The 25,035-nt window shown below is 70.7% G+C and carries 23 protein-coding genes; 3 read left to right on the top strand and 20 right to left on the bottom strand.

Annotation, left to right across the window (positions count from 1 at the left end):
• Window positions 1–19: 19 nt before the first annotated feature.
• The 3 genes from prs to AOZ53_RS08430 form a co-directional block, all read right to left on the bottom strand.
• Window positions 20–925, bottom strand: coding sequence for a ribose-phosphate diphosphokinase (gene prs, locus AOZ53_RS08440; RefSeq protein WP_054487534.1), 906 nt, complete (start codon window positions 923–925; stop codon window positions 20–22).
• Window positions 926–1,016: 91 nt separating this feature from the next.
• Window positions 1,017–1,667: an NUDIX hydrolase gene (locus tag AOZ53_RS08435; protein ID WP_054431255.1), complete on the bottom strand. Its 651-nt coding sequence runs from the start codon at window positions 1,665–1,667 to the stop codon at window positions 1,017–1,019.
• 72 nt (window positions 1,668–1,739) lie between these two features.
• Window positions 1,740–2,612: an aldo/keto reductase family oxidoreductase gene (locus AOZ53_RS08430; protein WP_054487532.1), complete on the bottom strand. Its 873-nt coding sequence runs from the start codon at window positions 2,610–2,612 to the stop codon at window positions 1,740–1,742.
• 108 nt (window positions 2,613–2,720) lie between these two features.
• Here AOZ53_RS08430 and AOZ53_RS08425 point away from each other — a divergent pair, with 108 nt between their 5' ends.
• The gene (locus AOZ53_RS08425; protein ID WP_054431259.1) at window positions 2,721–3,620 is read left to right on the top strand and encodes a LysR family transcriptional regulator; all 900 of its coding nucleotides are present in this window, start codon (window positions 2,721–2,723) and stop codon (window positions 3,618–3,620) included.
• A gap of 25 nt (window positions 3,621–3,645) precedes the next feature.
• Here the strand turns inward: AOZ53_RS08425 and AOZ53_RS08420 are convergent, their stop codons facing one another.
• The 6 genes from AOZ53_RS08420 to AOZ53_RS08395 form a co-directional block, all read right to left on the bottom strand.
• On the bottom strand, window positions 3,646–3,984 hold the full coding sequence (locus tag AOZ53_RS08420) for a hypothetical protein (protein ID WP_054431261.1): 339 nt from the start codon (window positions 3,982–3,984) through the stop codon (window positions 3,646–3,648).
• A 119-nt stretch (window positions 3,985–4,103) separates the two neighbouring features.
• Window positions 4,104–4,484: an I78 family peptidase inhibitor gene (locus AOZ53_RS08415; protein WP_054487557.1), complete on the bottom strand. Its 381-nt coding sequence runs from the start codon at window positions 4,482–4,484 to the stop codon at window positions 4,104–4,106.
• 185 nt (window positions 4,485–4,669) lie between these two features.
• Window positions 4,670–7,897 (bottom strand): error-prone DNA polymerase, encoded by a 3,228-nt coding sequence (locus AOZ53_RS08410; RefSeq protein WP_054487531.1) that lies wholly within the window; start codon window positions 7,895–7,897, stop codon window positions 4,670–4,672.
• A 5-nt stretch (window positions 7,898–7,902) separates the two neighbouring features.
• A complete protein-coding gene (locus AOZ53_RS08405; RefSeq protein WP_054487529.1) occupies window positions 7,903–9,372 on the bottom strand; it encodes a Y-family DNA polymerase in 1,470 nt (489 codons plus the stop codon).
• Window positions 9,302–10,000, bottom strand: coding sequence for a translesion DNA synthesis-associated protein ImuA (imuA, locus tag AOZ53_RS08400; protein ID WP_054487527.1), 699 nt, complete (start codon window positions 9,998–10,000; stop codon window positions 9,302–9,304). The genes AOZ53_RS08405 and imuA overlap by 71 nt, the downstream gene beginning before the upstream one ends.
• A gap of 304 nt (window positions 10,001–10,304) precedes the next feature.
• Window positions 10,305–11,846 carry an amino acid permease gene (locus AOZ53_RS08395; RefSeq protein WP_054479223.1) on the bottom strand — a complete coding sequence of 514 codons (1,542 nt, stop codon included), beginning with the start codon at window positions 11,844–11,846 and terminating at the stop codon, window positions 10,305–10,307.
• A 161-nt stretch (window positions 11,847–12,007) separates the two neighbouring features.
• Here AOZ53_RS08395 and ypfH point away from each other — a divergent pair, with 161 nt between their 5' ends.
• Complete coding sequence (ypfH, locus tag AOZ53_RS08390; protein WP_054487525.1) at window positions 12,008–12,736, top strand: esterase; 729 nt, start codon at window positions 12,008–12,010, stop codon at window positions 12,734–12,736.
• Window positions 12,737–12,746: 10 nt separating this feature from the next.
• The gene (locus AOZ53_RS08385; protein ID WP_054431275.1) at window positions 12,747–13,553 is read left to right on the top strand and encodes an IclR family transcriptional regulator; all 807 of its coding nucleotides are present in this window, start codon (window positions 12,747–12,749) and stop codon (window positions 13,551–13,553) included.
• A gap of 119 nt (window positions 13,554–13,672) precedes the next feature.
• On the opposite strand, the gene AOZ53_RS08380 is transcribed toward AOZ53_RS08385, so the two are convergent.
• The 11 genes from AOZ53_RS08380 to queE all read right to left on the bottom strand — a co-directional run bounded on the left by AOZ53_RS08380 (window position 13,673) and on the right by queE (window position 24,999).
• On the bottom strand, window positions 13,673–14,467 hold the full coding sequence (locus AOZ53_RS08380; protein ID WP_054431276.1) for an SDR family NAD(P)-dependent oxidoreductase: 795 nt from the start codon (window positions 14,465–14,467) through the stop codon (window positions 13,673–13,675).
• A gap of 1 nt (window position 14,468) precedes the next feature.
• A complete protein-coding gene (locus AOZ53_RS08375) occupies window positions 14,469–15,446 on the bottom strand; it encodes a Bug family tripartite tricarboxylate transporter substrate binding protein (protein ID WP_054431277.1) in 978 nt (325 codons plus the stop codon).
• A gap of 42 nt (window positions 15,447–15,488) precedes the next feature.
• Window positions 15,489–17,222, bottom strand: coding sequence for a thiamine pyrophosphate-binding protein (locus AOZ53_RS08370; protein ID WP_054431278.1), 1,734 nt, complete (start codon window positions 17,220–17,222; stop codon window positions 15,489–15,491).
• Complete coding sequence (locus tag AOZ53_RS08365) at window positions 17,206–18,069, bottom strand: hypothetical protein (protein ID WP_054487523.1); 864 nt, start codon at window positions 18,067–18,069, stop codon at window positions 17,206–17,208. The genes AOZ53_RS08370 and AOZ53_RS08365 overlap by 17 nt, the downstream gene beginning before the upstream one ends.
• A 554-nt stretch (window positions 18,070–18,623) precedes the next feature.
• Complete coding sequence (locus AOZ53_RS08360; RefSeq protein WP_054431280.1) at window positions 18,624–20,045, bottom strand: efflux transporter outer membrane subunit; 1,422 nt, start codon at window positions 20,043–20,045, stop codon at window positions 18,624–18,626.
• A 55-nt stretch (window positions 20,046–20,100) separates the two neighbouring features.
• Window positions 20,101–21,021 carry an efflux RND transporter periplasmic adaptor subunit gene (locus tag AOZ53_RS08355; RefSeq protein ID WP_054487521.1) on the bottom strand — a complete coding sequence of 307 codons (921 nt, stop codon included), beginning with the start codon at window positions 21,019–21,021 and terminating at the stop codon, window positions 20,101–20,103.
• A 2-nt stretch (window positions 21,022–21,023) separates the two neighbouring features.
• A complete protein-coding gene (locus AOZ53_RS08350; protein WP_020927916.1) occupies window positions 21,024–21,236 on the bottom strand; it encodes a DUF1656 domain-containing protein in 213 nt (70 codons plus the stop codon).
• A complete protein-coding gene (locus AOZ53_RS08345) occupies window positions 21,233–23,281 on the bottom strand; it encodes an FUSC family protein (RefSeq protein WP_054431282.1) in 2,049 nt (682 codons plus the stop codon). Before AOZ53_RS08345 ends, AOZ53_RS08350 begins: the two co-directional genes overlap by 4 nt.
• A complete protein-coding gene (locus AOZ53_RS08340; RefSeq protein WP_054431283.1) occupies window positions 23,278–23,751 on the bottom strand; it encodes a MarR family winged helix-turn-helix transcriptional regulator in 474 nt (157 codons plus the stop codon). The genes AOZ53_RS08345 and AOZ53_RS08340 overlap by 4 nt, the downstream gene beginning before the upstream one ends.
• 175 nt (window positions 23,752–23,926) lie before the next feature.
• Window positions 23,927–24,370, bottom strand: a complete 444-nt coding sequence (queD, locus tag AOZ53_RS08335) for a 6-carboxytetrahydropterin synthase QueD (RefSeq protein WP_054431284.1) — start codon at window positions 24,368–24,370, stop codon at window positions 23,927–23,929.
• Window positions 24,367–24,999 carry a 7-carboxy-7-deazaguanine synthase gene (queE, locus tag AOZ53_RS08330; RefSeq protein ID WP_054431285.1) on the bottom strand — a complete coding sequence of 211 codons (633 nt, stop codon included), beginning with the start codon at window positions 24,997–24,999 and terminating at the stop codon, window positions 24,367–24,369. The genes queD and queE overlap by 4 nt, the downstream gene beginning before the upstream one ends.
• Window positions 25,000–25,035 lie beyond the last annotated feature (36 nt).

The following is a 25,035-nucleotide window of genomic DNA, read 5'->3' as shown; positions in this document are numbered from 1 at the left end:
GGGGACTCCTGCTTGAGGTTCAGTTGGCCGGGTTGGCGAGCGCGGGGGCGCTGGCGGCTTTGATCGTGTTGGCGGGCAAGGGGGCGTTGGCGTCGTTGACCAGAATGGGCGCGCCGACGCCTTCGCTGGCGGTCCAGTCATAGGCGGTGTAGATCCCGGCGTAGCGGGCATTCAGCTCGGCCAGGCCTTTGCTGAAGAGACCGTGGGTCACGTACAGATAGAGGGGCTGGCGGGTCTTGTCGCGCAGGGCGTTGGCCAGTTCCAGGAAGGTGCGGCCGCCGTCGCAGATGTCGTCGACCACCAGCACCGGTTGCGCGGGGATGTCGTCGGGCACGCGGGTCTCGGTGATGCGGCCGGTTTGCGGGTCGCGGACTTTTTCGGCGTAGCGGACGTCGGCCACGCCCAGCTTTTTGGCCAGGGCCTGCACGCGCTTGCGGGCGCCGGCGTCGGGCGCCATCAGGGTGACGCCGTTGGCGAAGGCGGGGTTGGCCAGCGCGTTCTTCAGGAAGGCGGCGGCGTCGATCACGCGGACGCGTTGCAGCAGGGCGGGGGTGACGTCGCTGTGCGGTTCGACCACGGTGACGGTGGCGTATTGCTGGTCGTTGATCAACTTGCAGAACACCGCCGCGCCGAGCGCCTCGCCCGGATTGCAGACTCGGTCCTGGCGGGCGTAGGGCACGTAGGGCATGTCCAGGTGCACGGGCGCGGCCGGGTTCAGGCGGCGCAGCGCGTCGGTCAGCATCAGCAACTGCATGACGTCGTCGGCCGATTTCAGCAGGACGTGGATGCGGAATTCGCTGGCCGCGTCGGCGCGGGCCTGCCAGGCCGCGGGCACGGTGACCTGGCTTTCGCCGCCGGGGAACACGAACGCGCTGGGCGTATCGATGTGGCGTTGTCCTTCTACTACCGCGGTGAGGGTGAACATGATGTGGCCTTAGTGGCAAATTAAAACTAAGTGAGGCAAGTATAAGCCTGCTTATTGTTTGTTTGCAACTAAGGCGGGGTCCGGCGCGGGGTTATCCGACGCTGCGGTCGAACAGGGCGAAGTCTTTCAGGCGGTAGAGGCGGGCGGGACGCTGCGCGCCCAGCGCGTAGTCGTCGGTGGCTTCCAGCACGTCCCAGGCTTCCATCTTGCGGCGGAAGTTCGATTTCTCGAGCGTGGTCTGCAGGATGGCTTCGTAGGTGCGCTGCAGCTCGGTCAGGGTGAAGCGTTCGGGCAGCAGGAAGAACGGCAGGGTCGAGTAGCTGGATTTGCCGCGCAGGCGGGCCACGGCGGCGGCGACGATGTCGGCGTGGTCGAAGGCCAGCGGCGGCAGCGCGTCCACGCTGACGAAGCGGAAGCCGGCGGGGGCGGCTTCCAGTTCGGCGGCCGGCACCAGCGCTACGTAGGACACCGACAGCGACCACTTGCGCGGGTCGCGGTCGGGGCCCGAGAACACCTGCAACTGCTCCAGGTAGCGCGGCTCGAAGCCGGTCTTCTCGCGCAGCACGCGGCGGATGCTGGCCTCGGTGCTGGCGTCTTCATCCACGTGCACCACGCCGCCGGGCAAGGCCATGGCGCCCTTGAACGGCGCGCGGTCGCGCGGGTGCAGGGCGATTTCCAGGCCGGTCGTGCGCAGGGTGAGCAGGACGGCGTCGACGGTGACGAGGGGCTGTGGGTGGTCCAAGTGGGGTTCCGGGCGTGGCACTTCGGGGTAAGGTGCCACTATGCGGCGGATTGGTCAACCGCGCCCGTCGAACTAGCCCGCGGCGCCGATCCCGTCCAGCTCGGCCACGGCCTGCGGCGGCAGCGCCAGGCTGGCCGCGGCGACGTTCTGCCGCAGGTGTTCCAGCGACGAGGTGCCCGGGATCAGCAGGATGTTGGGCGAGCGTTGCAGCAGCCAGGCCAGCGCGGTCTGCATCGGCGTGGCCTGGCATTCGGCGGCCACGCGCTCCAGCGTGGCCGATTGCAGCGGCGAGAAGCCGCCCAGCGGGAAGAACGGCACGTAGGCGATGCCGTCTTGCGCCAACTGCCCGATCAGCGCGTCGTCGGCGCGGTGCGCGATGTTGTACTGGTTCTGCACGCAGACGATGTCGGCGATGCCGCGCGCCTGCGCCACCTGGCGCGCGGTGGCGTTGCTCAGGCCCAGGTGGCGTATCAGGCCCTTGCGCTGCAATTCGGCCAGGGTGGTCACCGACTGTTCGATGTCGCCTTCGGCGGGGCCGGCCACGTCGAACATGAGGCGCAGGTTGACCACGTCCAGCATGTCCAGGCCCAGGTTGCGCAGGTTGTCGTGCACCGCCGATTCGAGTTCGGCGGGCGAATTGGCCAGCAGCCACGAGGCATCGTCGCCGCGACGCGCGCCGACCTTGGTGACGATGGTCAGGTCGTCGCGGTAGGGATGCAGCGCTTCGCGGATCAGTTGGTTGGTGATGTGCGGGCCGTAGAAGTCGCTGGTGTCGATGTGGTTGATGCCGAGCTCGAGCGCTTCCCGCAGGACCGCCAGGGCTTGCGCCTTGTCCTTGGGCGGTCCGAAGACGTGGGGGCCGGCCAGTTGCATGGCGCCGTAGCCCAGGCGGTTGACGGTCAGGTCGCCCAGCGCATAGGCGCCGGCTTGTTGAATCGAGGTCATGAGGTGCTCCAGGGAGGGAATGACAGCGAGTCTAGGGCGGCGCGGGGCGTGCGACAATCCTTGGTAATCGCACAGCTTGTGCGTAATGGCGAACAATCGGGGCCGGCCATGTCCAATCTTCAAGACATCAGCGCCTTTGTCGCGGTGGCCACGCATGGGGGATTTCGCGGCGCGGCGCGCCAGACGGGGACCAGCGCGTCGCAGTTGAGCGAAGCCGTGCGCCGGCTGGAAGCCCGGCTGGGCGTGCGGCTGCTGAACCGCACCACGCGCAGCGTGGCGACCACGGCGGCCGGGCAGCGCCTGCTGGAGCAACTGGCGCCCGCGCTGGACGCGGTCGAGTCGGCGCTGGACGTGGCCAACAGCTTTCGCGACCGGCCGGCGGGCCGGCTGCGGCTGAATGTGCCGCTGTCGGCGTCCCGGCTGGTGCTGCCGCGCATCGTGCCGCCGTTTCTGGCCCAGTATCCGGAGATCCGGCTGGAGGTGATCGTCGACGATCGCTTTGTCGAGCTGCTGCAGTCCGGCTGCGATGCGGGCATCCGGTACGAGGAAAGCATGGACCAGGACATGGTGGCCATCCCCATCGGGCCCCGGCGCCAGCGCATGGCGGTGGCCGCCGCGCCGGCCTACCTGGCCCGGCATGGGCGGCCGCAGCATCCGGAAGACCTGCGCCAGCATCTCTGCCTGCGCGGTCGCTTCGCCAGCGGCGCCATGCCGCCGTGGGAGTTCGCCAAGGACGGCAAGTCGATCACGGTGGAGGTGGACGGCCCGCTGATCGTCAGCCTGGGAGAGGCGGTGGATCTGGCGGTCGATGCGGCGGTGGCGGGCGCCGGGGTGGTCTTCCTGTTCGAGGAATGGCTGCAGCCCTATCTGGACCGCGGCGAGCTGGAACCGGTGCTGCAGGATTGGTGGCCGAGTTTTACCGGGCCGTTGCTGTATTTTCCGGGGCGGCGCTATCTGCCGGCGCCGCTGCGCGCGTTCGTGGATTTCGTCCAGGCGACGCGCTGGTAGCGAGCGTAGGCGGGGGGCAGGGGCATCAATCCGGCGGCGGCATGCGATCGGCGAACGCCTGCGCCGACAGGCTGAAATCGTCGATCAAGGCCGGGTTCAGTTCCGGGCAGACGCTGCCCCGCATCTGTTGCAGCCACTGGTGGAAGGCGGCGAAGAACGCGTCGGTGGCCGGCGTCAGCTCGAACACGCCGGCATCGGTGTGGGTCAGCGCCAGGGCGGCGACGATGCGCTGGAATTGCGTGGGATGGGCCGCGATGTGACGCGGCGGCACCTGCATCAGGGCCCGGATCAGCTTCATTTCCTGGGCCAGGTCCATGATGGTCGGCAGGCCGGCGACTTGCTTGCTGAGGGTATGGAGATCCATGGGCAGGTGAGCCTTCACGAAGATTCCATGAGGGATGGCGGGACATCGGCGCCATCCTGAAAAATCGGGCGCGGGGCGGTGGTGCCCGCCGCGCCCGTCTTGCGGTTCACGCGGGACGGTCAGCCGCAGCGGATCGCCGTCATCACATCCTTGTCGTCGACGATCAGGTTCAGGCGGGTGTCGTTGTATTCCATGGTGACCAGCTGGCCGGGGCGCAGGATGCGGGCGGTGGTGGCGCCGCTGCGCTTGCGCAGGTCTTCCAGGACGGACTGGGTGGCCTTCTGGCCGATCTGCGATTGCAGCGCGCCGGCTTCGCAGGTCTTGCCAGAGGAGGGGATGGCGGAGGGCGATCCGTACGTCGCGCCGGACGAGCTGTCGGAGGCGGCGGGCGAGCTGGAGGAACTGGAGGCGGCGGACGGGGAAGAGGAACGCGGGGCTCCGGAATTGGCGCAGGCGCTCAGCGTGGCTACCAGCAGAACGGGAATCAGCTTGCGGATCATGATCACTCCTGAAAAAGAAAACGTTTCCACGGCGCGGCCGGCGTGCGGGCCGGCGGGCGGCGCGGAAAATCCATCATAGACCAGCCGCCCGCGCTGCGCTTGGCCTTGGCGCGGGCGGCCTCGCTCCGTGTCGTTGCGTGCGGCTGTCGCGTCGTGGCGCCGGTGCCACGGGGCGCGCGCCGCCGTCAGTGGAAATTGCGGCTGGGCATGCTCAGGCCGCCCAGCAAGTCGGACAGGTCCACCAGCCGCTGCGCGATCAGGTGGCGCACGCCGTCCACGCTCTGCCAGCTGCCGTAGACGCCGAGCAGGGAGGAGGCGAGCAGCTCGCGGCGCTGGCGTTCGATCAGTTCGGGACGCACCACCACGTTGACCGGTCCGGTTTCGTCTTCCAGGGTGACGAAGATGACGCCCTTGGAGGTCTGCGGCCGCTGGCGCACGGTGACGATGCCGCAGGCGCGGGCCACGCGCTTGTCGGGGTAGCCGTTGAGCACGCTGGCCGGCTGGAAATTACGCGCCGCCAGTTGCGGCCGCAGCAGTTCGACGGGGTGGCGCCGCAGGGTCAGGCCGACGCTGCGGTAGTCGGCCGCGACGGTCTGGTTCTCAGTCGGCGCGGCCAGTCGCGGCGTCTCGGTTTCGTGGATGGCGGCGTCGCGCAGCAGGTCGCGGCTGTGGACGCTGGCGGCGGCTTCCCAGCTGGCCTGGCGGCGGTGGCCGGCCAGGGTCAGCAGGGCGTCGCCGGCGGCCAGCGCGTTCAGGTCGTGGCGCGTCAGGGCGGCGCGGCGGGCCAGGTCGCCGGTGCTGGTGAAGGGGGCGTCGGCGCGGGCGGCCTCGATGCGGCGGGCGCTGTCTTCGTGCAGGCCCTGGATCAGGCTCAGGCCCAGGCGCACGGCGGGGCGGATCTCGTCCGAGGCGGGGGCGTGGGGATGCGGCCGGCGCGGCGGCGCGTCGGCCGGCGCGGTCTCCAGCGCCGCGTCCCAGCCGCTGACGGTCACGTCCGCCGGCAGCACCCGCACGCCGTGGCGGCGCGCGTCCTGCACCAATTGCGCCGGGGGATAGAAGCCCATGGGCTGGGAGTTGAGCAGCGCGGCCAGGAAGGCCTCGGGCTCGTGGCGCTTGAGCCAGGAGCTGGCGTAGGCCAGCAGCGCGAAGCTGGCGGCGTGGCTTTCGGGGAAGCCGTATTCGCCGAAGCCTTCGATCTGGCGGAACAGCGCTTCGGCGAAGTCCAGCGTGTAGCCGTGCGCCAGCAGGCCGCCCACCAGCTTGACGCGGTATTTGTCGACGCCGCCCTTGCGCTTCCAGGCGGCCATGGAGCGCCGCAGCTGGTCGGCGTCGCCCGGCGTGAAGCCGGCCGCCACCACGGCGATCTGCATCACCTGTTCCTGGAAGATCGGCACGCCCATGGTGCGGCTGAGCACGCCGCGCACCTTTTCGCTGGGATAGGTTTCCTTTTCCTTGCCCTGGCGGCGGCGCAGGTACGGATGCACCATGCCGCCCTGGATCGGGCCGGGCCGCACGATCGCCACCTGCACCACCAGGTCGTAGTATTTGCGCGGCCGCAGGCGCGGCAGCATGCTCATCTGGGCGCGCGATTCGATCTGGAACACGCCGATGGTGTCGGCCTCGCAGATCATGTCGTAGGTGGGGTCGTCGCCCTCGGGGATGTCCTGCAGGCGCAGCGGCCGGCCACGGCGCTGGCCGGCCAGTTCCAGGGTGCGGCGCAGCGCCGACAGCATTCCCAGCGCCAGCACGTCGACCTTGAGCAGCTTGAGCGCGTCCAGGTCGTCCTTGTCCCATTGCACCACGCTGCGGTCGGCCATGGCGGCGTTCTCGATCGGCACCAGCCGCGACAGCTTGCCGCGCGAGATGACGAAGCCGCCCGGGTGCTGCGACAGGTGGCGCGGAAAGCCCATCAGGGTCTGGGCCAGCGCGGCCCACTGCCGCGCCACCTGCGATTCCGGATCGAGGCCGCAGGCGCCCAGGGTGCGCAGCATTTCCTTCTTGCCGTCCCACCACTGGTGGGCGCGCGCCACCGCGTCGATCACGCCCGCGTCCACGCCCAGCGCGCGGCCGGTGTCGCGCAGCACGCTGCGCGGCCGGTACGAGATCACCACGGCGGTCAGGGCGGCGCGCTGGCGGCCGTATTTGCCGTAGATGTACTGGATCACTTCCTCGCGCCGCTGGTGCTCGAAGTCGACGTCGATGTCGGGCGGCTCGTTGCGTTCCTTGCTGATGAAGCGCTCGAACAGGTTGGTGCCGCGGCGCGGGTCGACCTCGGTGATGCCCAGGCAGTAGCACACCGCCGAGTTGGCGGCCGAGCCGCGCCCCTGGCACAGGATGCCGTTGTTGCGGGCGTACAGCACGATGTCGTAGACCGTGAGGAAGTAGGCCTCGTATTGCAGGTCGGCGATCAGCGCCAGTTCCTTGTCGATCTGTTCGGTGACGTGGGCCGGCGTCCCGTCCGGAAAGCGCCGCGCCGCGCCGGCCAGGGTTTCCTGGCGCAGGTAGGTGGCGGGCGTGTGGCCGCGCGGGATGATCTCGTCGGGGTATTCGTAGCGCAGTTCGTCCAGCGAGAAGGCGCAGCGCCGCGCCACCACCAGCGTCTGCGCCAGGGCCTCGGGCGGATAGAGGTTGGCCAGCCGCATGCGGGTGCGCAGGTGTTGTTCGGCGTTGCCCGACAGCGCGTAGCCGCATTGCGACACGGGCTGGTGGATGCGGATGCCGGTCAGGGTGTCGTGCAGCGGCTTGCGCGAGCGCACGTGCATCTGGACGTGGCCCAGCGCCACCACCGGCAGGTCGGCGGCGCGCGCGGCGTGGTCGACGGCGGCGCGGTGCAGGTCGTCGCGCGAGCGGTACAGCAGCGTCAGGCCGACCCAGGCGCGGTGCGGGAAGGTGGCGGCCAGCCAGCGCGCCTGCCGCGCCATGCGGTCGGGGTCGTCGCCGTAGACCGGCGACAGGATCGCCAGGCATTCGGGCAGCTGGCGCAGGTGTTCGTAGCCCGGCGGCGGATGGGTGAAATCCTCGGGCGCCAGCCGGTATTCGCCCTTGGGGGCGCGGGTGCGGGCCAGGGTGATGAGTTCGGACAGGTTGCCGTAGCCCTCGCGGGTCTGGGCCAGCAGGGTCAGGTCCAGCGGCGCGGCCTCGGGCCCGGCGCGCAGCCGGAAGGTGGCGCCGATGATGAGCGGCAGCTTCTGGGTCTTGGCCTCCATGTGGGCGCGCACCACGCCGGCCAGGCTGCATTCGTCGGTGATGGCCAGGGCGGCGTAGCCCAGCTCGGCGGCGCGGGCGGCCAGTTCCTCGGGGTGCGAGGCGCCTTGCAGGAACGAGAAGTTCGACTGGCATTGCAGTTCGGCGTAGCCGGGCAGCCCGGTCGGCGGGCCGGGGGCGTCGTCATGGGGATCGTCGGGCGCTTGCATGGCGGTCAGGCGTACAGCCCGTGCAGATACCAGCGGGCGTGCTCGTCGTCGCGCTCGCGGTAGATCCAGTAGCGCGCGCTGGCGGCGTCCTCGGCCACGAAGTAGTCGCGCACGGTGAGCGCCGGGTCCCACCAGCCGCTTTCGATGCGCTCGGGGCCGCGCATCAGCCGCAGCGCCTGGCCGGCGTACTGCGGGCGGTGGCCGGCCAGCTTCAGCGGCAGTGGCGGATCGAGCAGCCAGAAGGGGCGGTCCAGCGGGTCGGGCAGCGGTTCGGGGCGCTGCGGCGGCTCCAGCGCGTCGCCCCAGGCATTGGCGGCCTCGGGCCGGTGGTCGGGGGCGGGACAGGCGTGGCGCACCTGCTCGCGGCCCAGCCGCGCCGTCAGCAGGTCCAGCAGCCGGGCGTGGTCGGCGGCGGTGCCGCCGGGCTCCGGGAACAGCGTGGTGCTGGCGGCGGGCTGTTCGGTGGTGTCGGGCGCCAGCAGCGTCACCGCGATCACCGGCGCTTCGAGCGTCAGGCGGCCGAGCTTTTCGCGCAGCAGGTTGAGGATCTGCGGCGCCTGCCAGACGGGTTGGGCCAACGCCAGTTCCAGGTCGGTGGGCGGGCGCGCGTGGCGGCCGCGCTCGTGGTCCAGGCGCAGCAGCACGCGCCGCACCGCCAGCTGCCGCGCCGTCAGCCAGCCGCCCAGCTGTTCGGCCAGGCGCCGCGCCACGGCCAGCACCGCGTCGGTGTGCTCGAGGTATTCCATCAGCTCGATGCGGCGCTCGAAACGCGGCGGCGGCTCGATCCAGCGATGCAGCTCGGGCAACTGGCCGTAGGCCGCGTCCAGCGCCTGCAGCAGGTCGGGCGCGCTGCGCCGTTGCAGGCCGGCGCGCGGCAGGGCGCGCAGGTCGGCCAGGGTATGGCAGCCGATGTCGTTGAGCCAGTCCAGGCGCGGCTGGGCCTGGGGCAGCAGGGCCACGGGCAGGGCGTCGAGCCGGTGCGCCAGCGTGCGCGTGGTCAGCACCCGGCGTGGCGGCCTGCGTCCGCCGCGGTGCGCCAGCAGCCAGGCGCCGGCGGCGGTGGGCGCCATGCCCAGCGACACGCGCAGGTCCAGCGCGGCCAGCGTGGCGGCCACGCGCCGGTGCAGCGCGCGCGGCCCGCGGAAGAACAGCAGGCTGGCGCCGACGTTGAGCAGCACGGTGTCTGCGTCCGCCAGCGCGACCTCGGGGGTGTATTGCAGCAGCGCCAGCGCCGCGCCCTGCAGGGTGTCGGCCTCGGCCACCGGGTCGCGCGTCAGCAGTTCGACCTCGGGCGCGATGGCGGCCGCGCCGCCGCGGCGCATGCCCGGGCGCACGCCGGCCTGGCGCGCGGCGGGCGTGAGGGCGGCGACGCGTTCCTGGTCGAGGACCGCGCAAGCCTGCGCCTCAAACGGCCAGTGCGGGCGCAGGGCGTCCAGCGGCAGGCAGCGCAGGCAGGCGGCGATCCAGAGGCGCATGGCGGGTGGGCGCCAGGACGCCGGGCTCCAGGCCCACGTACAGCGGGGCCTCGCAGACCGGTCCCCGGCGCTTGAGGATATGGACGGACAGCCCGCCCGGCGCGGGCGCGAGCGCCAGGCGCAACGGGGCGGGAGTGGCGTGCTGCGCGGCGCTGGCCGGACGCAGGGCGACGAACAGCAGGTCGCTGGCCTGGGCCGCCAGGTGCAGCCGGCGCAGCGATTCGGGGCGCACGTGCGGCAGCCAGCAGAGCAGGGCGCCGCAGCTGCCGTTCTTCAGGATCTGCTCGGCGGCCCACAGGGCGTCCAGGGGTTTTTCGGGGGCGACCCAGAGCAACTGGCGCGGGTCGAGTCGCCAGCTCATCCAGCTGGCGATGTGCGGCGCATGCGGCGGTTGCACCAGGGCGATGGGGCGGCGCGTTTCGAGCTGCGCCAGGGCCGGGCGCAGCAGGCGGATTTCACCGATGCCGGGTTGCGGCGCCAGCAGCTCGATCAGCGATCCCAGCGGCCAGCCGCCGTCCGGCAGCTCGGCCGACAGGGCGGCGTGGCCGGTGGGCAGGCTGCGGGCGGCGCCGCGCGCCAACTGGGTGGCGCGCCACAACGCGGGATGGATCTGTTCTGGCGACGGCATGGCGGGTGGACGACCCGGTTTTCCTGGGTGAAGACGCGGTGGGCGGCGATACGACCGGGCGGGGAAGCGCCTGGCCGAAATCGCTTATTGCTGTATGAATATACAGTATTTTACCCGACCCGGAAGGCACCGGATGTATCCCGGGATTGCACTGCCATGGAGAGGGGGCGGGGGGCGGAAATCCCCCCGTTTCCGCGGCGTCTGGCCGTGGCGGCGGGACGCCGGGCCGTGCCGCGCCACGCGCCCGGACTGCCCGGCGGGCGCCAACGGGCCGGGCCGTCGCGCGGGACGGCCCGCTATCGCGTCAGGTCCGCGCGGCCTGCCCGGCGGCCACCGGCGCGTCCTGGCCGACGCCGGCGGCGCGGTCGGCCTCGAAACCGTAGAACTGCATGTCCTCGTAGCGGATCCAGCGCGACTTTTTCACCAGCCGGTGGCCGATCCAGAACGCCAGGAACAGCGGGATCGCCAGGTAGGTCGAGACCACCCCGATCCAGTCGATGCGCTCGTCCAGGAAGGCCTGGTAGTTCTGGCCCAGCGTGACCAGCAGGCACAGCACGAAGGCGAACAGCGGGCCGAACGGGAACAGCCCGGCCTTGTAGGGCAGGTTGGCGGTGTCGTAGCCGTGCTTCACGTAGCCCTGGCGGAAGCGGTAGTGGCTGACGGCGATGCTGAGCCAGACGATGAACTCGGTCATGCCGGCGAAATTCAGCAGCCAGATGTAGACCGCCTTGGGGCTGTAGACCACGCTGAACATGCACAGGCAGGCCAGCGCGGTGGTGGCCAGCAGCGCGTACAGCGGCACGCCGTTGCCGGTCAGGCGCTTGAACACGGCCGGCGCCTGGCCCTCGACCGCCATGTTGAACAGCATCCGCGTGGCGGCGTACATGCCCGAATTGCCGGCCGACAGCACCGAGGTCAGGATCACCGCGTTCATCACGGTGGCCGCCGACAGCAGCCCGGCGTGCTGGAACACCAGCGTGAACGGGCTGACGGCGATGTCCTCGACTTCGTTGCGCAGCAGCTGCGGGTCGGTATAGGGGATCAGCAGGCCGATGATCAGGATCGCCAGCACGTAGAACAGCAGGATGCGCCAGAACACGTGGTTGATGGCGCGCGGCACGTTGCGGCGCGGGTTCTCGGATTCGCCGGCGGCCACGCCGACCAGCTCGGTGCCCTGGAACGAATAGGCCACCACCATGGCCACCCCGACCCAGGTGGCGGCGTTGCCGACGAAGGGCGCGTCGCCCACCGTCCAGTTGCGCAGGCCGACCGGCGCGTCGCTGTGGATGATGCCGACCAGCATGGCCACGCCCAGCACGATGAAGCACAGCACCGCCACCACCTTGATGATGGCGAACCAGTATTCGGCCTCGCCGAAGCTGCGCGCCGAGAAGGCGTTCAGGCCGAAGGTCAGCGCCAGGAAGACGACGCTCCAGATCCAGCCGGGGGTGTCGGGGAACCAGTACGCCATCACCAGCTGGGCGGCGACCACGTCCACCGCCACCACCGTGGCCCAGCTGAGCCAGAAATTCCAGCCCAGCGCGAAGCCGAAGCCGCCGTCCACGTAGCGCGAGGCGTAGGTGCAGAACGAGCCCGACACGGGCATGAAGGTGGCCAGTTCGCCCAGGCTGGTCATGATGAAATAGACCATCAGGCCGATCAGCAGGTAGACCGTGAGCGCACCGCCCGGGCCGGCCTGGGCGATGGCCGCGCCCGAGGCGATGAACAGGCCGGTGCCGATGGCGCCGCCCAGGGCTATCATGGTCAGGTGGCGCGCCTTGAGCACGCGGTGCAACTGGTTCTTGCCGGCCGGAGGGGTTCCCGAATCTGTCGTCGGTGTTTTCATGGAATGCACAGGTTGATGCAAAGCGCTGCGCCGGCCACGAACGCCCGTCAGCGCCTGGTGGACACCGGGGGCAGTAGCCGGCCCGGGGGGCGCCTTGCCTAGGATTGCGTGTGACGGGCATTTTACAATGGGGCCATCCAGTGCCCGAACGGAGCCGTTGCATGGCTGCTTCTCCCCCAGATTCGTCCTCTTCTTCCCGCGCGATCGAACTGCTGCCCGAACCGGGCGCCGAGGTGCGCCAGTTGTTCATCCTGCTGCACGGCGTCGGCGGCGCGCCCGACAACCTGCTGCCGCTGGCCCAGGCCGTGCGCGCCGCGTTCCCGGCCGCGGCGATCCTGATCCCCGAGGGTTTCGAGCCGTTCGACGGCGGCGGCGCCGGCCGGCAATGGTTTTCGGTGCGCGGCGTCACCGAGGAAAACCGCCCCGAACGGGTGGCCCAGGCCCTGCCGCCGCTGGAGGCCTACGTGAAGCAGGCCCAGGCGCGCTTTGGCCTGCTGCAGTCCGACACCGCGCTGGCCGGCTTCTCGCAGGGCGCCATCATGGCGCTCGAGCTGGTGCAGGCGCATGACGGCATGGCCGGCCGCGTGATCGCCTTTTCGGGCCGTTATGCGCAATTGCCCAAGGCCGCGCCGCAGTACACCACGCTGCACCTGTTGCACGGCGCGGCCGACGGCATCATGCCGGTGGCCCACATCCAGGCGGCGCAGGCGCGGCTGGACGAGCTGCATGGCGACGCCACCATCGACGTGGCCTCGCAGGTCGGCCACGAGCTGCACCCGGCGCTGATCCAGCGCGCCATCGAGCGGCTGCAGACCTGCGTGCCGCTGCGCAGCTGGGAAGCGGCGCTGGGCCTGAACCAGTCGCCGCCGGACGGCACCACGGTGCATTGACGCCGCGCCGATGAGTCCCGCCAAATCCTCCGCCGCCGCCCGCGACGCCGATCCGGTCGGCGGCGCGCAGAGCATCTTCCGGGTGCTGCGCATCCTCAAGTACGTGGGCGCCGCGCCCGCGCGCGGCGTCGGCCTGACCGACGTGGCGCGCGACCTGGGCCTGACGCCGCCGACCGCGCACCGCATGCTGTCGGCCCTGCTGCAGGAGGGCTTTCTGGCCCTCAATCCCAAGCTCAAGACCTACAGCCTGGGGCGCGAGTCGTACATCCTGGGGCTGGCGGCGGAAAGCCGCCACGGCATCAAGGCGATCGCCGAATCGGCGGTGCTGCGGCTGGCCGAGTCCACCGGCGACACCAGCTTCCTGTCGGTGCGGTCGGGCCACGAGGCGGTCTGCGTCGACCGCAAGACGGGCGATTTCCCCATCAAGATCCTGACGCTGGAGGTCGGCCACCGCCGGCCGCTGGGCGTGGGGGCGGGCAGCCTGGCGCTGCTGGCGTTCCTGCCCAACGACGACATCGAGCGGGTGCTGGCGCGCTACGACGCCTCGGCCGCGCCGGACCTGCCGTCCACCGCGATGCTGCGCGAGGATATCGCCGCCGCCCGCAAACAAGGCTATGCGCTGAACCCGGGCCGCATCATTCCGGACATGCTGGGGGTGGGCGTGCCGGTGTACGACCGCGAGCAGCACGTGGTGGCCGCGCTCAGCGTGGCCGCGATCCGCTCGCGCTTGTCGGGCGCGCGTTTGCAGGAGGTGGTGGCGGCGCTGCAGCGCGCCGCCACGGAACTGGGCGCGGAGCTGGCGCCGCGCCCGGCCTGACGCGCGGCGCGACCGCGCGCGTCTCGGATCCGGGCAATCCGACACAAGCATCGGACCGATCGGGAGATGGCCGGCAGGCGGCGCGTCCTGGCGTCCCGCTGGCCGGCCTGCTACGCCGGCTATCGTCCCGCGCAGGACTTGCCGCCGTCCACCGGCAGGCACACGCCGGTGATGTATTTCGCTTCGTCGCTGGCCAGGAACAGCGCCGCGTGCGCCACGTCCCAGGCGTCGCCCATGCGGCCCATCGGGCTGGCGGCGTTGCGCCGCCGGCGCATTTCCTCGACATCCTCGAACTGGCCCGCGATCTGGGTGTAGATCAGCGGCGTGTCCATCACGCCCGGCAGCACCGCGTTGACGCGGATGTTGTCGGGCGCGTAGCGCACCGCCAGGGCGCGGGTCAGGTGGTTCAGCCCGGCCTTGGCGGCGTAGTACGAGGTGTATGGATAGGTGTTGACCTGGATCGAGGCCAGCGACGAGATGTTGACGATGCTGCCGCCGCCCTGGGCCAGCATGGCCGGCAGCACGTGCTTGCAGGTCAGGAACACGCCGGTCAGGTTGGTGTCCATGACGCGGTGCCAGCTTTCTTCGCTGGCCTCGATCGGGTCGCCCATCTCGGTGATGCCGACGTTGTTGTGCAGCACATCGATGCGGCCGGCCTCGGCCAGCGTGGCCTGCACCGCCGCCAGGATCTGCGCGCTGTCGGTCACGTCGGCCGCCAGCGCGGTGCAGCGGCCGCCTTCCTCGGCGATGATGCGGCGGGTTTCCTCGGCCGAATCGGCGCGCAGGTCGACCGCGAACACGTGCGCGCCTTCGCGGGCATAGAGCGCGGCGGCGGCGCGGCCGTTGCTCCAGCCCGGTCCGGACGAACCCGCGCCGAACACCAGCGCGGTCTTGCCTTGCATGCGCTGGCCCATGTCAGTCCACCGAGATGTGCGCGAACTCGGCCACCTTCTTCCACTTGGCCACGTCTTCCTTGATCATGGCGGCGAAGGCCTCCGGCTGGTCGGCCACCACGTAGGCGCCCACGCCGGCATACTTGGCCTGCACCTCGGGGTCGGCCAGCGCGCGGCGCGAGGCCTCGCCCAGCTTGGCCAGGATCGGCGCGGGCAGGCCGGCCGGGGCCAGCAGGCCGTTCCACATCTCGGCGTCATACGTCGGCAGGCCGACTTCGGCGAAGGTGGGCACGTCGGGCAGTTGCGGCAGGCGCTTGCGCGCGGCCACCACGATGGCGCGCAGGCTGCCCGACTGGATGTGCGCCATCGACGAGGCCGCCGTGTCCCACAGGATCGGCACCTGGCCGGCGATGACGTCGTTGAGCGCCGGGCCGGTGCCGCGATACGGCACGTGCATCATGTCCAGGCCCGACAGCGACTTGTAGTATTCCATCGCCATGTGGGTGGCGCCGCCGTTGCCCGACGAGGCATACGAATACTTGCCCGGCGCGCCCTTGACCAGCGCCACGAAGGACGCGTAGTCCTTGGCCGGGAAGTCCTTGTTGACCACGATCACGCCCGGCACGCGGATGATCTGCGTGACGGGGGTGAAGTCCTTGACCGCGTCGTACGGCAGGTTCTTGTAGACGGCCGAGTTGGTGCCGTTGGTGCTGGAGGTGCCCAGCAGCAGCGTGTAGCCGTCGGGCGTGGCGCTGGCCACCGCGCGCGAGCCGACCGTGCCGCCGGCGCCGCCGCGGTTTTCCACCACCACCGCCTGGCCGATCTGCTTGCCCAGCGCTTCGGCGAAGATGCGGCCGACCACGTCCGAGGTGCCGCCGGGCGGGAAGGGCACGATCAGGCGGATCGGACGGTCGGGATAGTTGCTCTGGGCGCCGGCGGACGGCGCCAGCACGGTGGCCAGGGCGGCGGCCGCCGCGGTCAGCCAGGTACGGATCTTCATGGGTTGTCTCCTCGCTTGGTATGTCTGTGTTGTTATTCAGGCTCAGGCGATGCGGTCGCCCGGCTTGATCTTGGCGGCGCGGCTGTCGACGCCGGGCAGCATGTGCGCGGGGTCGCGCGTCACCACCACGTCCAGCACGGTGGGGCGGTCCTTGCAGGCATAGGCGGCGGCCAGCGCGGCCGGGATCTCGGCCGGGTCCTCCACCCGGATGCCGTTGCAGCCCAGCGCGCGCGCCACGTTGGCGTAGTTGGTCTCGGCCAGGTCCGACGACTGGTAGCTGCCGCTGCCGTACATCAGGTGCTGCAAGGCCTTGATATAGCCCGAGGCGGCATTGTTGACCACCACCAGGGTGAAGGCCAGGCCCATGCGCACGGCGGTTTCCAGTTCGCCCAGCGACATGTTGCAGCCGCCGTCGCCGGTCAGGCTGATCACCTGCCGCCCGGGCGCCGCCGCGGCCGCGCCGATGGCGCCGGGGATGCCGTAGCCGATCGACGCGAAGCCGCGGTCCGGCACGAAGCCGCGCCCGGCGCGCTTGGTGTCGAACAGCAGGCCGCCCCAGTGCGCGGCGAAGCCGCCGTCGGCCACCAGCACGCCGTCCTCGGGCAGGCTGGCGTTGATCTCGTGCATCAGGCGCGCCATGCCGATGGGCCGGTCGGCCGAGGTCAGCTTGGCGTGCACCGATTCGCGCCAGGTATGCATGGCCTGGCCGACTTCGGCGGCGTAGCTTTCCCGGCGGGCGGCGCCGTCGTCGGGCCGGGCGGCCAGGGACTGGTCCAGCTCGGCCAGTGTGGCGCGGGCGTCGCCCCACAGCCGCAGCGTCGGCGTGGTGGTGCGGTCGAATTCCTCGGCCACGATGTCCAGGTGGATGATGGGCGCGCCGGTGGCCAGCAGGTCATAGCGGCGCGTGGCCACTTCGCCCAGCTTGCAGCCGACCACGAACAGGCAGTCGGACTTGGCGATCAGGTCGTTGGCGATGCGGCTGTAGCGGCCGAACAGGCCCGCGTTCAGCGGATCGTCGCAGGCGATGGCGCCCTTGCCGCTCATGGTGTGGGCGACCGGGATGTTGTAGCGCCGGGCGAAGGCCTGCACCGCCTCGGCGGCCTCGCTGATGTGCACGCCGCCGCCGCACAGCATCAGCGGACGGGCGGCGCCGGCCAGCATGGCGGCGGCCTGCGCCAGGGCGTCGGCGTCGGGGCGGCAGCGCAGGGCGGGCGCGCGGCGGTAGGTGGCGCTGGCGTGGAAGGCGTCGGCGTCGAACGCGTGGACTTCATGCGCGATGTCCTCGGGCACGTCCAGCACCACCGGGCCGGGCCGGCCGCTGGTGGCGACCGCGAAGGCGCGCCGCACCAGTTCGGGAATGCGCTCGATCTTCTCGACCCGCAGCACGTCCTTGACCACCGGGCGCAGCACTTCCAGCTGGCGCGCTTCCTGCGTCATGTTCTTCCACGAATGCATGCGGTGCGAGTCGCCCACCAGCGCCACCATGGCGGTGCCGGCGTTGTAGGCCTCGGCCAGGCCGGTGACCAGGTTGGTGGCGCCGGGGCCGAGCGTGGCGTCGCACACGGCGGGGCGGCCGCTGACCTTGGTGTAGGCGTCGGCGGCGAACACCGCGCAGCGTTCGTCGTTGATCAGGTTGTGGTTCAGCTTCAGGCGCCGCACGGCGTCGTAGAACGGCAGCAGCTGGAAGCCGCCCATGCCGAACATCAGGCCGACGTCATGCGCCGCGAACATGCGGGCGATGGCTTCGCCGCCGGTGATTTCAAGGGTTTCCGACATGCGGGGAATGCTCCAGGTGGGTTGCGCGCCCGGCCAGCAGGGCGTCGATAAAGGATTTCAGGGGGGCGCCGATGCGGCAGCCGAGTTCGCGGGCGCGGGCGTTGGCGCACGACACCACGCCGTCCTCGTAGCAGGAGCGCGCGTCGCCGATGCGGGCGCTGTGGGCCGACACGGTCAGCGCCGCGATGCCGCGCTGCTGCAGCAGGGGCAGGCGGCCGATGCCGGCGCTGTCCTTGCCGATGCCGGCGTCGTTGAAGGTCACCAGCCAGGGGCGGGGGCGCACGCCGTCGGTGGCCAGGCCCGCCAGCCGTTCGCCGTGCGAGGCGGTGACGGCGATGCGGCCGTTGTCGTCCGCCTCCAGCAACGAGACCGAGTCGGCGCCGATCACCCGCGGCGTGCCGTCGGCGGCCGTGGCCAGGACCGCGCGGGCCTCGTGGCGCGGCGCCGGCCAGGTCGGCGCCATGTCGGCATCGGCCAGCCGCCGCGCGGCCTGCGCCACAGCCATGCCGGGGCGGCAGCCGAGCGCATGGGCCAGGCCGTTGACGTGGCTGATGATGCCGTGGCGCGCCATGTCGGCGCCGTCGCCGATGCGGCAGCTGCGGTAGTCGGCGGTGGCGGCGGCCACGCCCCATTGCTGCAGTTCGTCCAGGCCGGCGATGCCGGCCTGCTGCCAGCCCACGCCGGCGTCGTTCAAGACCACCGCGCGCACCCGGCCTCGGGCGGCGCAATAGGCGGCGTAGCTGCCGCCATGCGAGGCGGCGATCACCACGCGGCCGGCGTCCGTGGGGGCCAGCTTGGTGATGCTGTCGAGGATGCGCGCAGCCTCGGTGTGATTCTGGTTTTCCATATTATGGATGTTTGGTCGGATTTCCTTCGGGTTGTGAACTTCCGAGTGGAATCGACTTGTCTCTGTATGGATTTGAATAATGATATGCAGCCGATTCTAAGAGGTGGTGGCGAGGATTCACAACGTTGTCTCCATATTGTGGAAACTATTTGAAGGAAGGCCGGGTGGAGCAAGCGGTGCGGGACAGGGCGAGAAAGAGGGATAAGGCGGGCCGGGTCGGCTGGCGGCGCCGTCCGTCGGGCGCGCGCAGGCGCGCAAGCGCGGAGGCCTGCGGGGGTCTTGCCAGGGGGGGGCTTGCGGAGGGTCTTGCGACAGGTCCTGCGCTGCGGCGTGCAACGGGGCGTGAACGATCACGCGCGGCGAGCGCGGCGCGATGACCGTGCGGTGGCTAAGGAGAGGCCGGCGAAGCGGCTGTGGTTACCGCGTCAGGCAACCGCGTCGAGCAACCGCGACGCCGCCGTGCCGGCAAGCCGGCCAGGCGGGGACGGCCTTGTCGGCGCCGCCAGGGCGGGCGGCGCGCGGTCTCGATGGACGGGCCGGGCGGCCCGCCGCGTCTACTTTTCCCAGCCGCCGCCCAGCGCCAGGAACACGGCGATCTGGTCGTTGCTGAGTTCGGCCTGGCCGGCGGCCAGCGCGCTTTCGCTGCTGGCCAGCGTGCGTTCGGCGTCGAGCACCGTCAGGTAGTCGGTCTTGCCGTACTGGAACAGCTGGCGCGCCTGCGACGCGGCCTGCGCCGCCTGGTCGCGCGCGGCCTGCAGCGCGGCCTGGCGGTCGAGCTGGCGCGCATACACCACCAGCGCGCTCTCGGTTTCGCGCAGCGCGTTCAGCACCGAGGCGTCAAAGCGCGCCACGGCGGCCTTGGTGTTGGCCTCGGCCTCGGCGATGCGCGCCTGCACCGCGCCGGTGTTGGGCAGCGTCCAGGAGATCAGCGGCCCGACGCTCCAGCTGAAGGTGCCGCGGTCGCCGAACATGGCGGCCGGGCCGCCCGAGGCGCCGGACAGGCCCAGCGTGATCTTGGGATACAGGTCGGCCGTGGCCACGCCGATGCGCGCGGTGGCGGCGGCCAGCGTGCGTTCGGCCTGGCGGATGTCGGGACGGCGGCGCAGCAGCGCGGCGCCATCGCCCACCGGAATCGTCTGGCTCAGTTGCGGCGCGGCGGCGCATTGCAGCAGCGTGGTCGGGATCTCGGCCGGGGTCTGGCCGGTCAGCGCGGCCAGGCGGTACAGCGCGGTGCGCTGCTGCGCCTGGAACGGCGGCAGGTTGGCGCGCAGCTGCTCCAGCTGGCTGCGGGCGCGGGTGACGTCGAGCGCGGTGCCGCGGCCGGCGCGTTGCAGCCGGCTGACGGCATCCAGCGATTCCTGCTGCACCTTGACCGAGTGCTCGGCCGAGGCCAGCTGCATGCCGGCCGAACACAGGTTGGCGTAGGCGCGGGTGGTCTCGGCCGCGACCGTGACGCGGGTGGCGTCGTACGCCGCCTGCGCCGACTGCGCATCGGCGCCGGCCGCTTCCACGGCGCGCCGGATCTGGCCGAACAGGTCCAGCTGATACGACATGCTGGCGCCGGCCGAGTACGACCAGCGGTTGGGCGGGTCGATGCCGGGCGCCAGTTCCTGGATGCCAGAGACGTGGCCGAAGGTGGGCGAGGCGTTCACACCCAGGCTGGGCTGCTGCTGCGCCTGGGTTTCGCGCACGGCGGCCTGGGCCCGTTCGAGATTGGCGCTGGCCACGCGCAGGTCGGTGTTGGCCGCCAGGGCCTTTTCCACCAGGCCGTCCAGCACCGGATCGTTGTACAGCCGCCACCAGTGGCCGGGCACCTGGTCGCGCTGGAACACGCCTTCCCGCGCCTCGGCGAACGGCGCCTGCGCGCTTGGCCGGGTGGCGGCCGATCCGGCGGGCACCTGGTAGTCAGGGCCCACGGCGGCGCATCCGGCCAATGCGGCGGACAGCATCAGCGGCAGGAAGAATCTGGTGTTCATGGCGATTACGGCTTGGCGTTGTCTAGGAGATTGCGGGTTTGCAAAAAAGGCGTGTTCAGGACGGTTGGCGCGCGTCGGTCTGCGTCTGTGCGGGCGCGGCGGCGGCGCCGACCGCGACGGTGGCGGTCTGGCCGGCCACCAGGCGCACGCCGGTGGGGACTTCGTCGATCTTCACGCGCACCGGGATGCGCTGCGCCAGGCGCACCCAGTTGAAGGTCGGGTTGACGTTGGGCAGCAGGTTGGCGCCGGTGCTGCGGTCGCGGTCGGCGATGCCCAGCGCGATGCTCTCGACGTGGCCGCGGATCTGGCGGTTGTCACCCATCAGCGTCACGGTCACGGGGTCGCCTTCGTGGATGCCGGGCAGCTTGGTTTCCTCGAAATAGCCTTCGACGTAGAACGAGCTGGCGTCGACCAGCGCCATCACGCCGCGCCCGGCGCTGGCGTACGAGCCAGCCCGCAGGTCGAGGTTGGTGACGCGGCCATCGGTCACGGCCAGCACGCGGCTGCGTTCCAGGTTCAGGCGGGCGGTGTTCAATTGCACCTCGGCCTGGGCCAGCGCGGCCTCGGTCTGCTGCAACTTGGTCTGGCTCTGTTCCAGCGCCTCGGCGGCCACCAGCTGGCCGAGCGAGCGGTTGCGCTTGGCGTCGCGCAGCGCCTGTTCGCGCGCCACCTGTTGCGAGCGCACGGACGCTTCGGCCTGGTCGTAGGCCAGCTGGAAGCGCGCGCGGTCGATCTCGAACAGCACGTCGCCGGCCTTGACGTCCTGGTTGTCGTGCACCGGCACGGCGGTCACCAGGCCGGACACGTCCGGCGCCACCTGCACCACGTAGGCCTTGACGCGGCCATCGCGGGTCCAGGGCTCGACTTCATAGTGCACCCACAGCTGCCAGCCGGCGTAGACGGCGGCCGCGACCACGGCGGCGGTCACCGCGAATTTGCCGATGGCGGCGGGGCGCAGGGCATTGGGGAGTTTCATACCTATCTCTGCAGAAAGTAAGGGGAAATCAGGGAGACGCCATACAGCAGCACGATGAACAGCGCCAGGTCGAACAGCGCCGGGTGCCACACCAGGCGGTACAGCCCGGCGCGTGCCAGCACGCGGCGCACGGCCCAGGCCACGCCCAGGGTGACCACGCCCAGCACCAGCAGCCAGGGGAAATAAATGCCGTAGAGGTTGAATTCGCCGATCATGGTGTTTCCAGCGTGGGATGGGCGGGTTGGTAATCGGCCGCGTCGGGGAAGAAGGCGCGGCGCAGGCCCACCAGGGCCACCACGGCGCGGTCGCGCGCGGCGACGGTGCCGGGCGTGGCGCTGACGCTGGCTAGGGCCCGGTCGATCTGCGCCAGCATTTCCGGCGCCTTGTCGCCGCCGCGCCAGGCCGAGCGTTGACGGAAGAAGCGCGCCAGGCTGTCGAGCACCGGCGCGATGGTGGCGTCGGCCATGGGCAGGTGGCGGCGGGCGCGTTGCAGTTCGGTGATGTCGCGGCCCACGCGCAGGTCCTTGAGCGCATCGGCGGCGACCAGGTCGTCGGGCCGCTTGGCCATGGCCAGGCGCGGTTGCAGCAGGCCGATGCGGTCGAGCATGCGGGCGGCATAGGTGTGGCGGGCCGGGGCGCGCGGCGAGCTGGCCAGCGTGGCCAGTTCGTTCCAGTTGGCGGCCTGGATGCGGCGCGCGCTCCAGTCGGCGCTGACGGTGCGGAAGATGGCGGCGATGATCGCGGCGGTGGCCACGCCCATGCACTGCGCCACCTGGGTGTCGATGAACGACACCAGGTCGGCGGTGTGGGTGTCTTGCAGCGCCATGGTGCCCAGGAAGCCGAACAGCACCGCCATGGCCTTGCCGGTGGAGGCCGGCCGCGCGATGAAGATGCCCAGCACGAAGGCGGTGGGCAGCATCGCCAGCGCCAGCATCTCGAACGAATGGATGGCCGGCATGATGCCCAGGAGGTACAGCGCCGACAGCGGGATCGAATACACCGTGTAGGTCAGGAACTGCATGATGCCCGGCACCGGGTTGTCCTGCGAGGCGAAGAAGCAGCTGAAGATGGCGGCCATCATGGCGGCGGTGGCGCCGTTGCTCCAGGCCGTGCCGATCCAGAACAGGCAGACGGCCGAGATGGCGACGCCGGCGGCGGCGGCCGACAGCAGCGCCATGCCGCGGTCGCGGTGCAGCGCGCGATTGGGCGTGCTGGTGGCGGCGCGCGGCGCGCGCAGCGGGGCGCCGGCCAGTCCGGCGCGGATTTCGCGGCGCAGCGCCAGGCATTCGTCGTAGGTGTCGATCAGCTCGCGCAGCCGCGTCATGAGGCTGGCCAGCAGCGCGTCGCGCCAGCCGGAATGGCTGTCGATGGCGGGCGTCAGGCGCGCCACGGCGGCGCGCAACTGCACGGCGGTTTCATGGGTGGCCTTGGCGCCGGCGTTGATCCATTCGGAGATGTCGGCCAGCACTTGCGAGACCGGTTCGGGCAGCGTCTGGCCGTTGGCCTGCAGGGCGCGCATGCGGTCCTCGACCGCGGACACGGCGGGCGTGAGCGCGGCGATCTGGTCCTGCATGGCGCGCACCGCGCCGGCGGTCCAGCGCAGGTTGCCGGTGTCGAACGGCACGTGGGTCGACAGCAGGCGCAGCTGGGTGATGTCGTTGGCCAGCTCGCGGCGGTCGCGGTCTTTCTGTTCGGCGGTCTTGCCGCTCAGGGTGTCGTGGATCCAGAGCTTGGCGTCGCGCACCGCCTTGTCCAGCTGCAGCGTCAGGGCGGGCGCCAGGCCGCGGGGCAGCACGATGCTGTGGACCAGTGTGGCGCAGACGATGCCCAGGCTGATTTCCTCGACCCGCGCCAGCGCGGTGTCGAACACCAGCGACGGATCGGTGACGCTGGGAAAGCCGATCATGGCGGCGGTGTAGCCGGCCAGCATGAAGAGATACGAGCGCGGCGTGCGGTCCAGCACCGACAGGTACAGGCAGACGCCGACCCAGGCCACCATGGCGGCGGTCATGACGACGGGCGAGTTGGACAGGCGCGGCACCATGTAGACGGTCATGGCCGAGCCGCAGAAGGTGCCGACCAGGCGGTACAGCGCCTTGGAGCGCACCGCGCCGGACCAGGGCTGGGCCACGATGTAGGCGGTGGTCATGGCCCAGAACGGACGCGGCAGGCCGATGCTGTACGAAAGATAGAGCGCCATGATGGCGCTCAGGTAGCTCTTGAGGGAGAAGATCGTCTCGCGGACGTTGGGCAGTTTCATGGCCGCGGGTCCTCTTGGGCGCCGGCGGCGCCGCGGCCCAGCGCGGCCTTGAGCGAATCGAACACCCGCAGGCAGGCCTGCAGGTCGGCTTCGCTGACGCCGTCGAACAGGCGCCGGCGCAGTTCCACCAGCACGTCCTCGACCTGCTTGCGCAGGGCGTGGCCGGCCTCGGTCAGGTGCAGGGTCTTGGCGCGGCGGTCGTGCGGGTCTTCGCGGCGTTCCATCAGGCCGGCGGCGACCAACTGGTCGAGCACGCGCACCAGCGACGGGCCTTCGACCCCCAGCGCCTCGGCCAGCGCGCCCTGGCGCACGCCGTCGCCCAGCCGGCCGGCCAGGATCACGGGCCAGGCGGTGGCTTGCGACAGGCCGTAGTCGGCCAGGGCCTTGTCGGCGGCGCCGCGGTAGGCGCGCGACAGCACCATCAGGTTGGCGGTGGTGGCCATGAGTTGGGAGTCGGTGGGGGTGTCCATGGAAATCGATTGTATCCTATCTATTAGCTTACTATTAATTGAAAATGGCGAAGATCTCCATTGATTTTTTCAATCGGGAAAATCAGGGGCGGGCTTTCCGTGGGTGGAAAGGCGGGGCGGCAAGCGCATGCGGTCGCATCGGCTTGCGGGCGGCCAGGCCGGCCGCCCTGAGCGATCAGCCGTTGCAGTCAGCCCAGCAATTGGGCGTTTCGTACAGGCGCACGCGCGTCAGGCGCAGGTCGGCGCCGTAGTGGCCGTGATAGTGCGGCGCCAGGATCCCGAAGATGATGGCGGCCAGGTTCTCGGCGGTCGGGATGCGGTCCAGCACCACGGTCTTGTGGCCGGGCATCGAGTCGAGGAAGCCGCGCACGGCGGTGTCGCCCTCGTACACCAGGAAGGCGTGGTCCCAGACGTCGACGACGTGGGTCTTGGCGATGCGCTTGATGTCGGCGAAGTCCATCAGCATGCCGTTGTCGGATTCGCCGGGGGCCTGAACGATGTCGCCGGTCAGGGTGATTTCGAGCACGTAGCGGTGGCCATGCATGTTGCGGCACTGGCTGCGGTGATCGGGAATGCGGTGGCCGGCGTCGAATTCAAGCCTGCGGGTCACGGAAATCATGGAATGCCTATGTATTTATGGGTCTGCAGGCTCAGGCGCCATTGCGGGTGCTGCATGCAGTACTGGACGGCCTGTTCGGTGTTGGCCAGGCGGGCGGGGCCGTCCATGGGTTGCAGGAAGAAGTGTTCGAAGTCCAGGTGTTCGAAGCGCGGGGGCAGGGCGTTGGCCTGGGGGTAGACCAGCTTGAGTTCGTTGCCGCGTTCGATGACGACGGGGGCGGTGCCTTTGGGGCTGACGCAGATCCAGTCGATGCCGGGGGGCGGCTGGACGGTGCCGTTGGTTTCGATGGCGACGGTGAAGCCGCGGGCGTGGACGACGGCCAGGAGGGCTTCGTCCAGTTGCAGCAGGGGTTCGCCGCCGGTGAAGACGATGTAGCGGTTGGCGGTGTCGGGGCCCCAGGCGGCTTCGATGGCGTCGGCGAGCAGGTCGGGGGTGGCGAATTTGCCGCCGCCGTCGCCGTCGGTGCCGATGAAGTCGGTGTCGCAGAAGGTGCAGGCGGCGCTGGCGCGGTCGCTTTCGCGGCCGGTCCAGAGATTACAGCCTGCGAACCGGCAGAAGACCGCCGCGCGGCCTGCGTGGGCGCCTTCGCCTTGCAGGGTTTTGAAGATTTCTTTGGCGGTGTAGGTCATGGGGGGGGAGGCGCTGGGTGGCGCGCCAGGGAGGGG

Origin of the sequence: Achromobacter sp. 2789STDY5608621 (genome assembly GCF_001299375.1) — a bacterium.
Lineage (GTDB): Bacteria > Pseudomonadota > Gammaproteobacteria > Burkholderiales > Burkholderiaceae_B > Achromobacter > Achromobacter insuavis.
The sequence above is the reverse complement of the archived record's forward strand: the minus strand, read 5'-3'. Positions and strand labels throughout refer to the sequence as shown.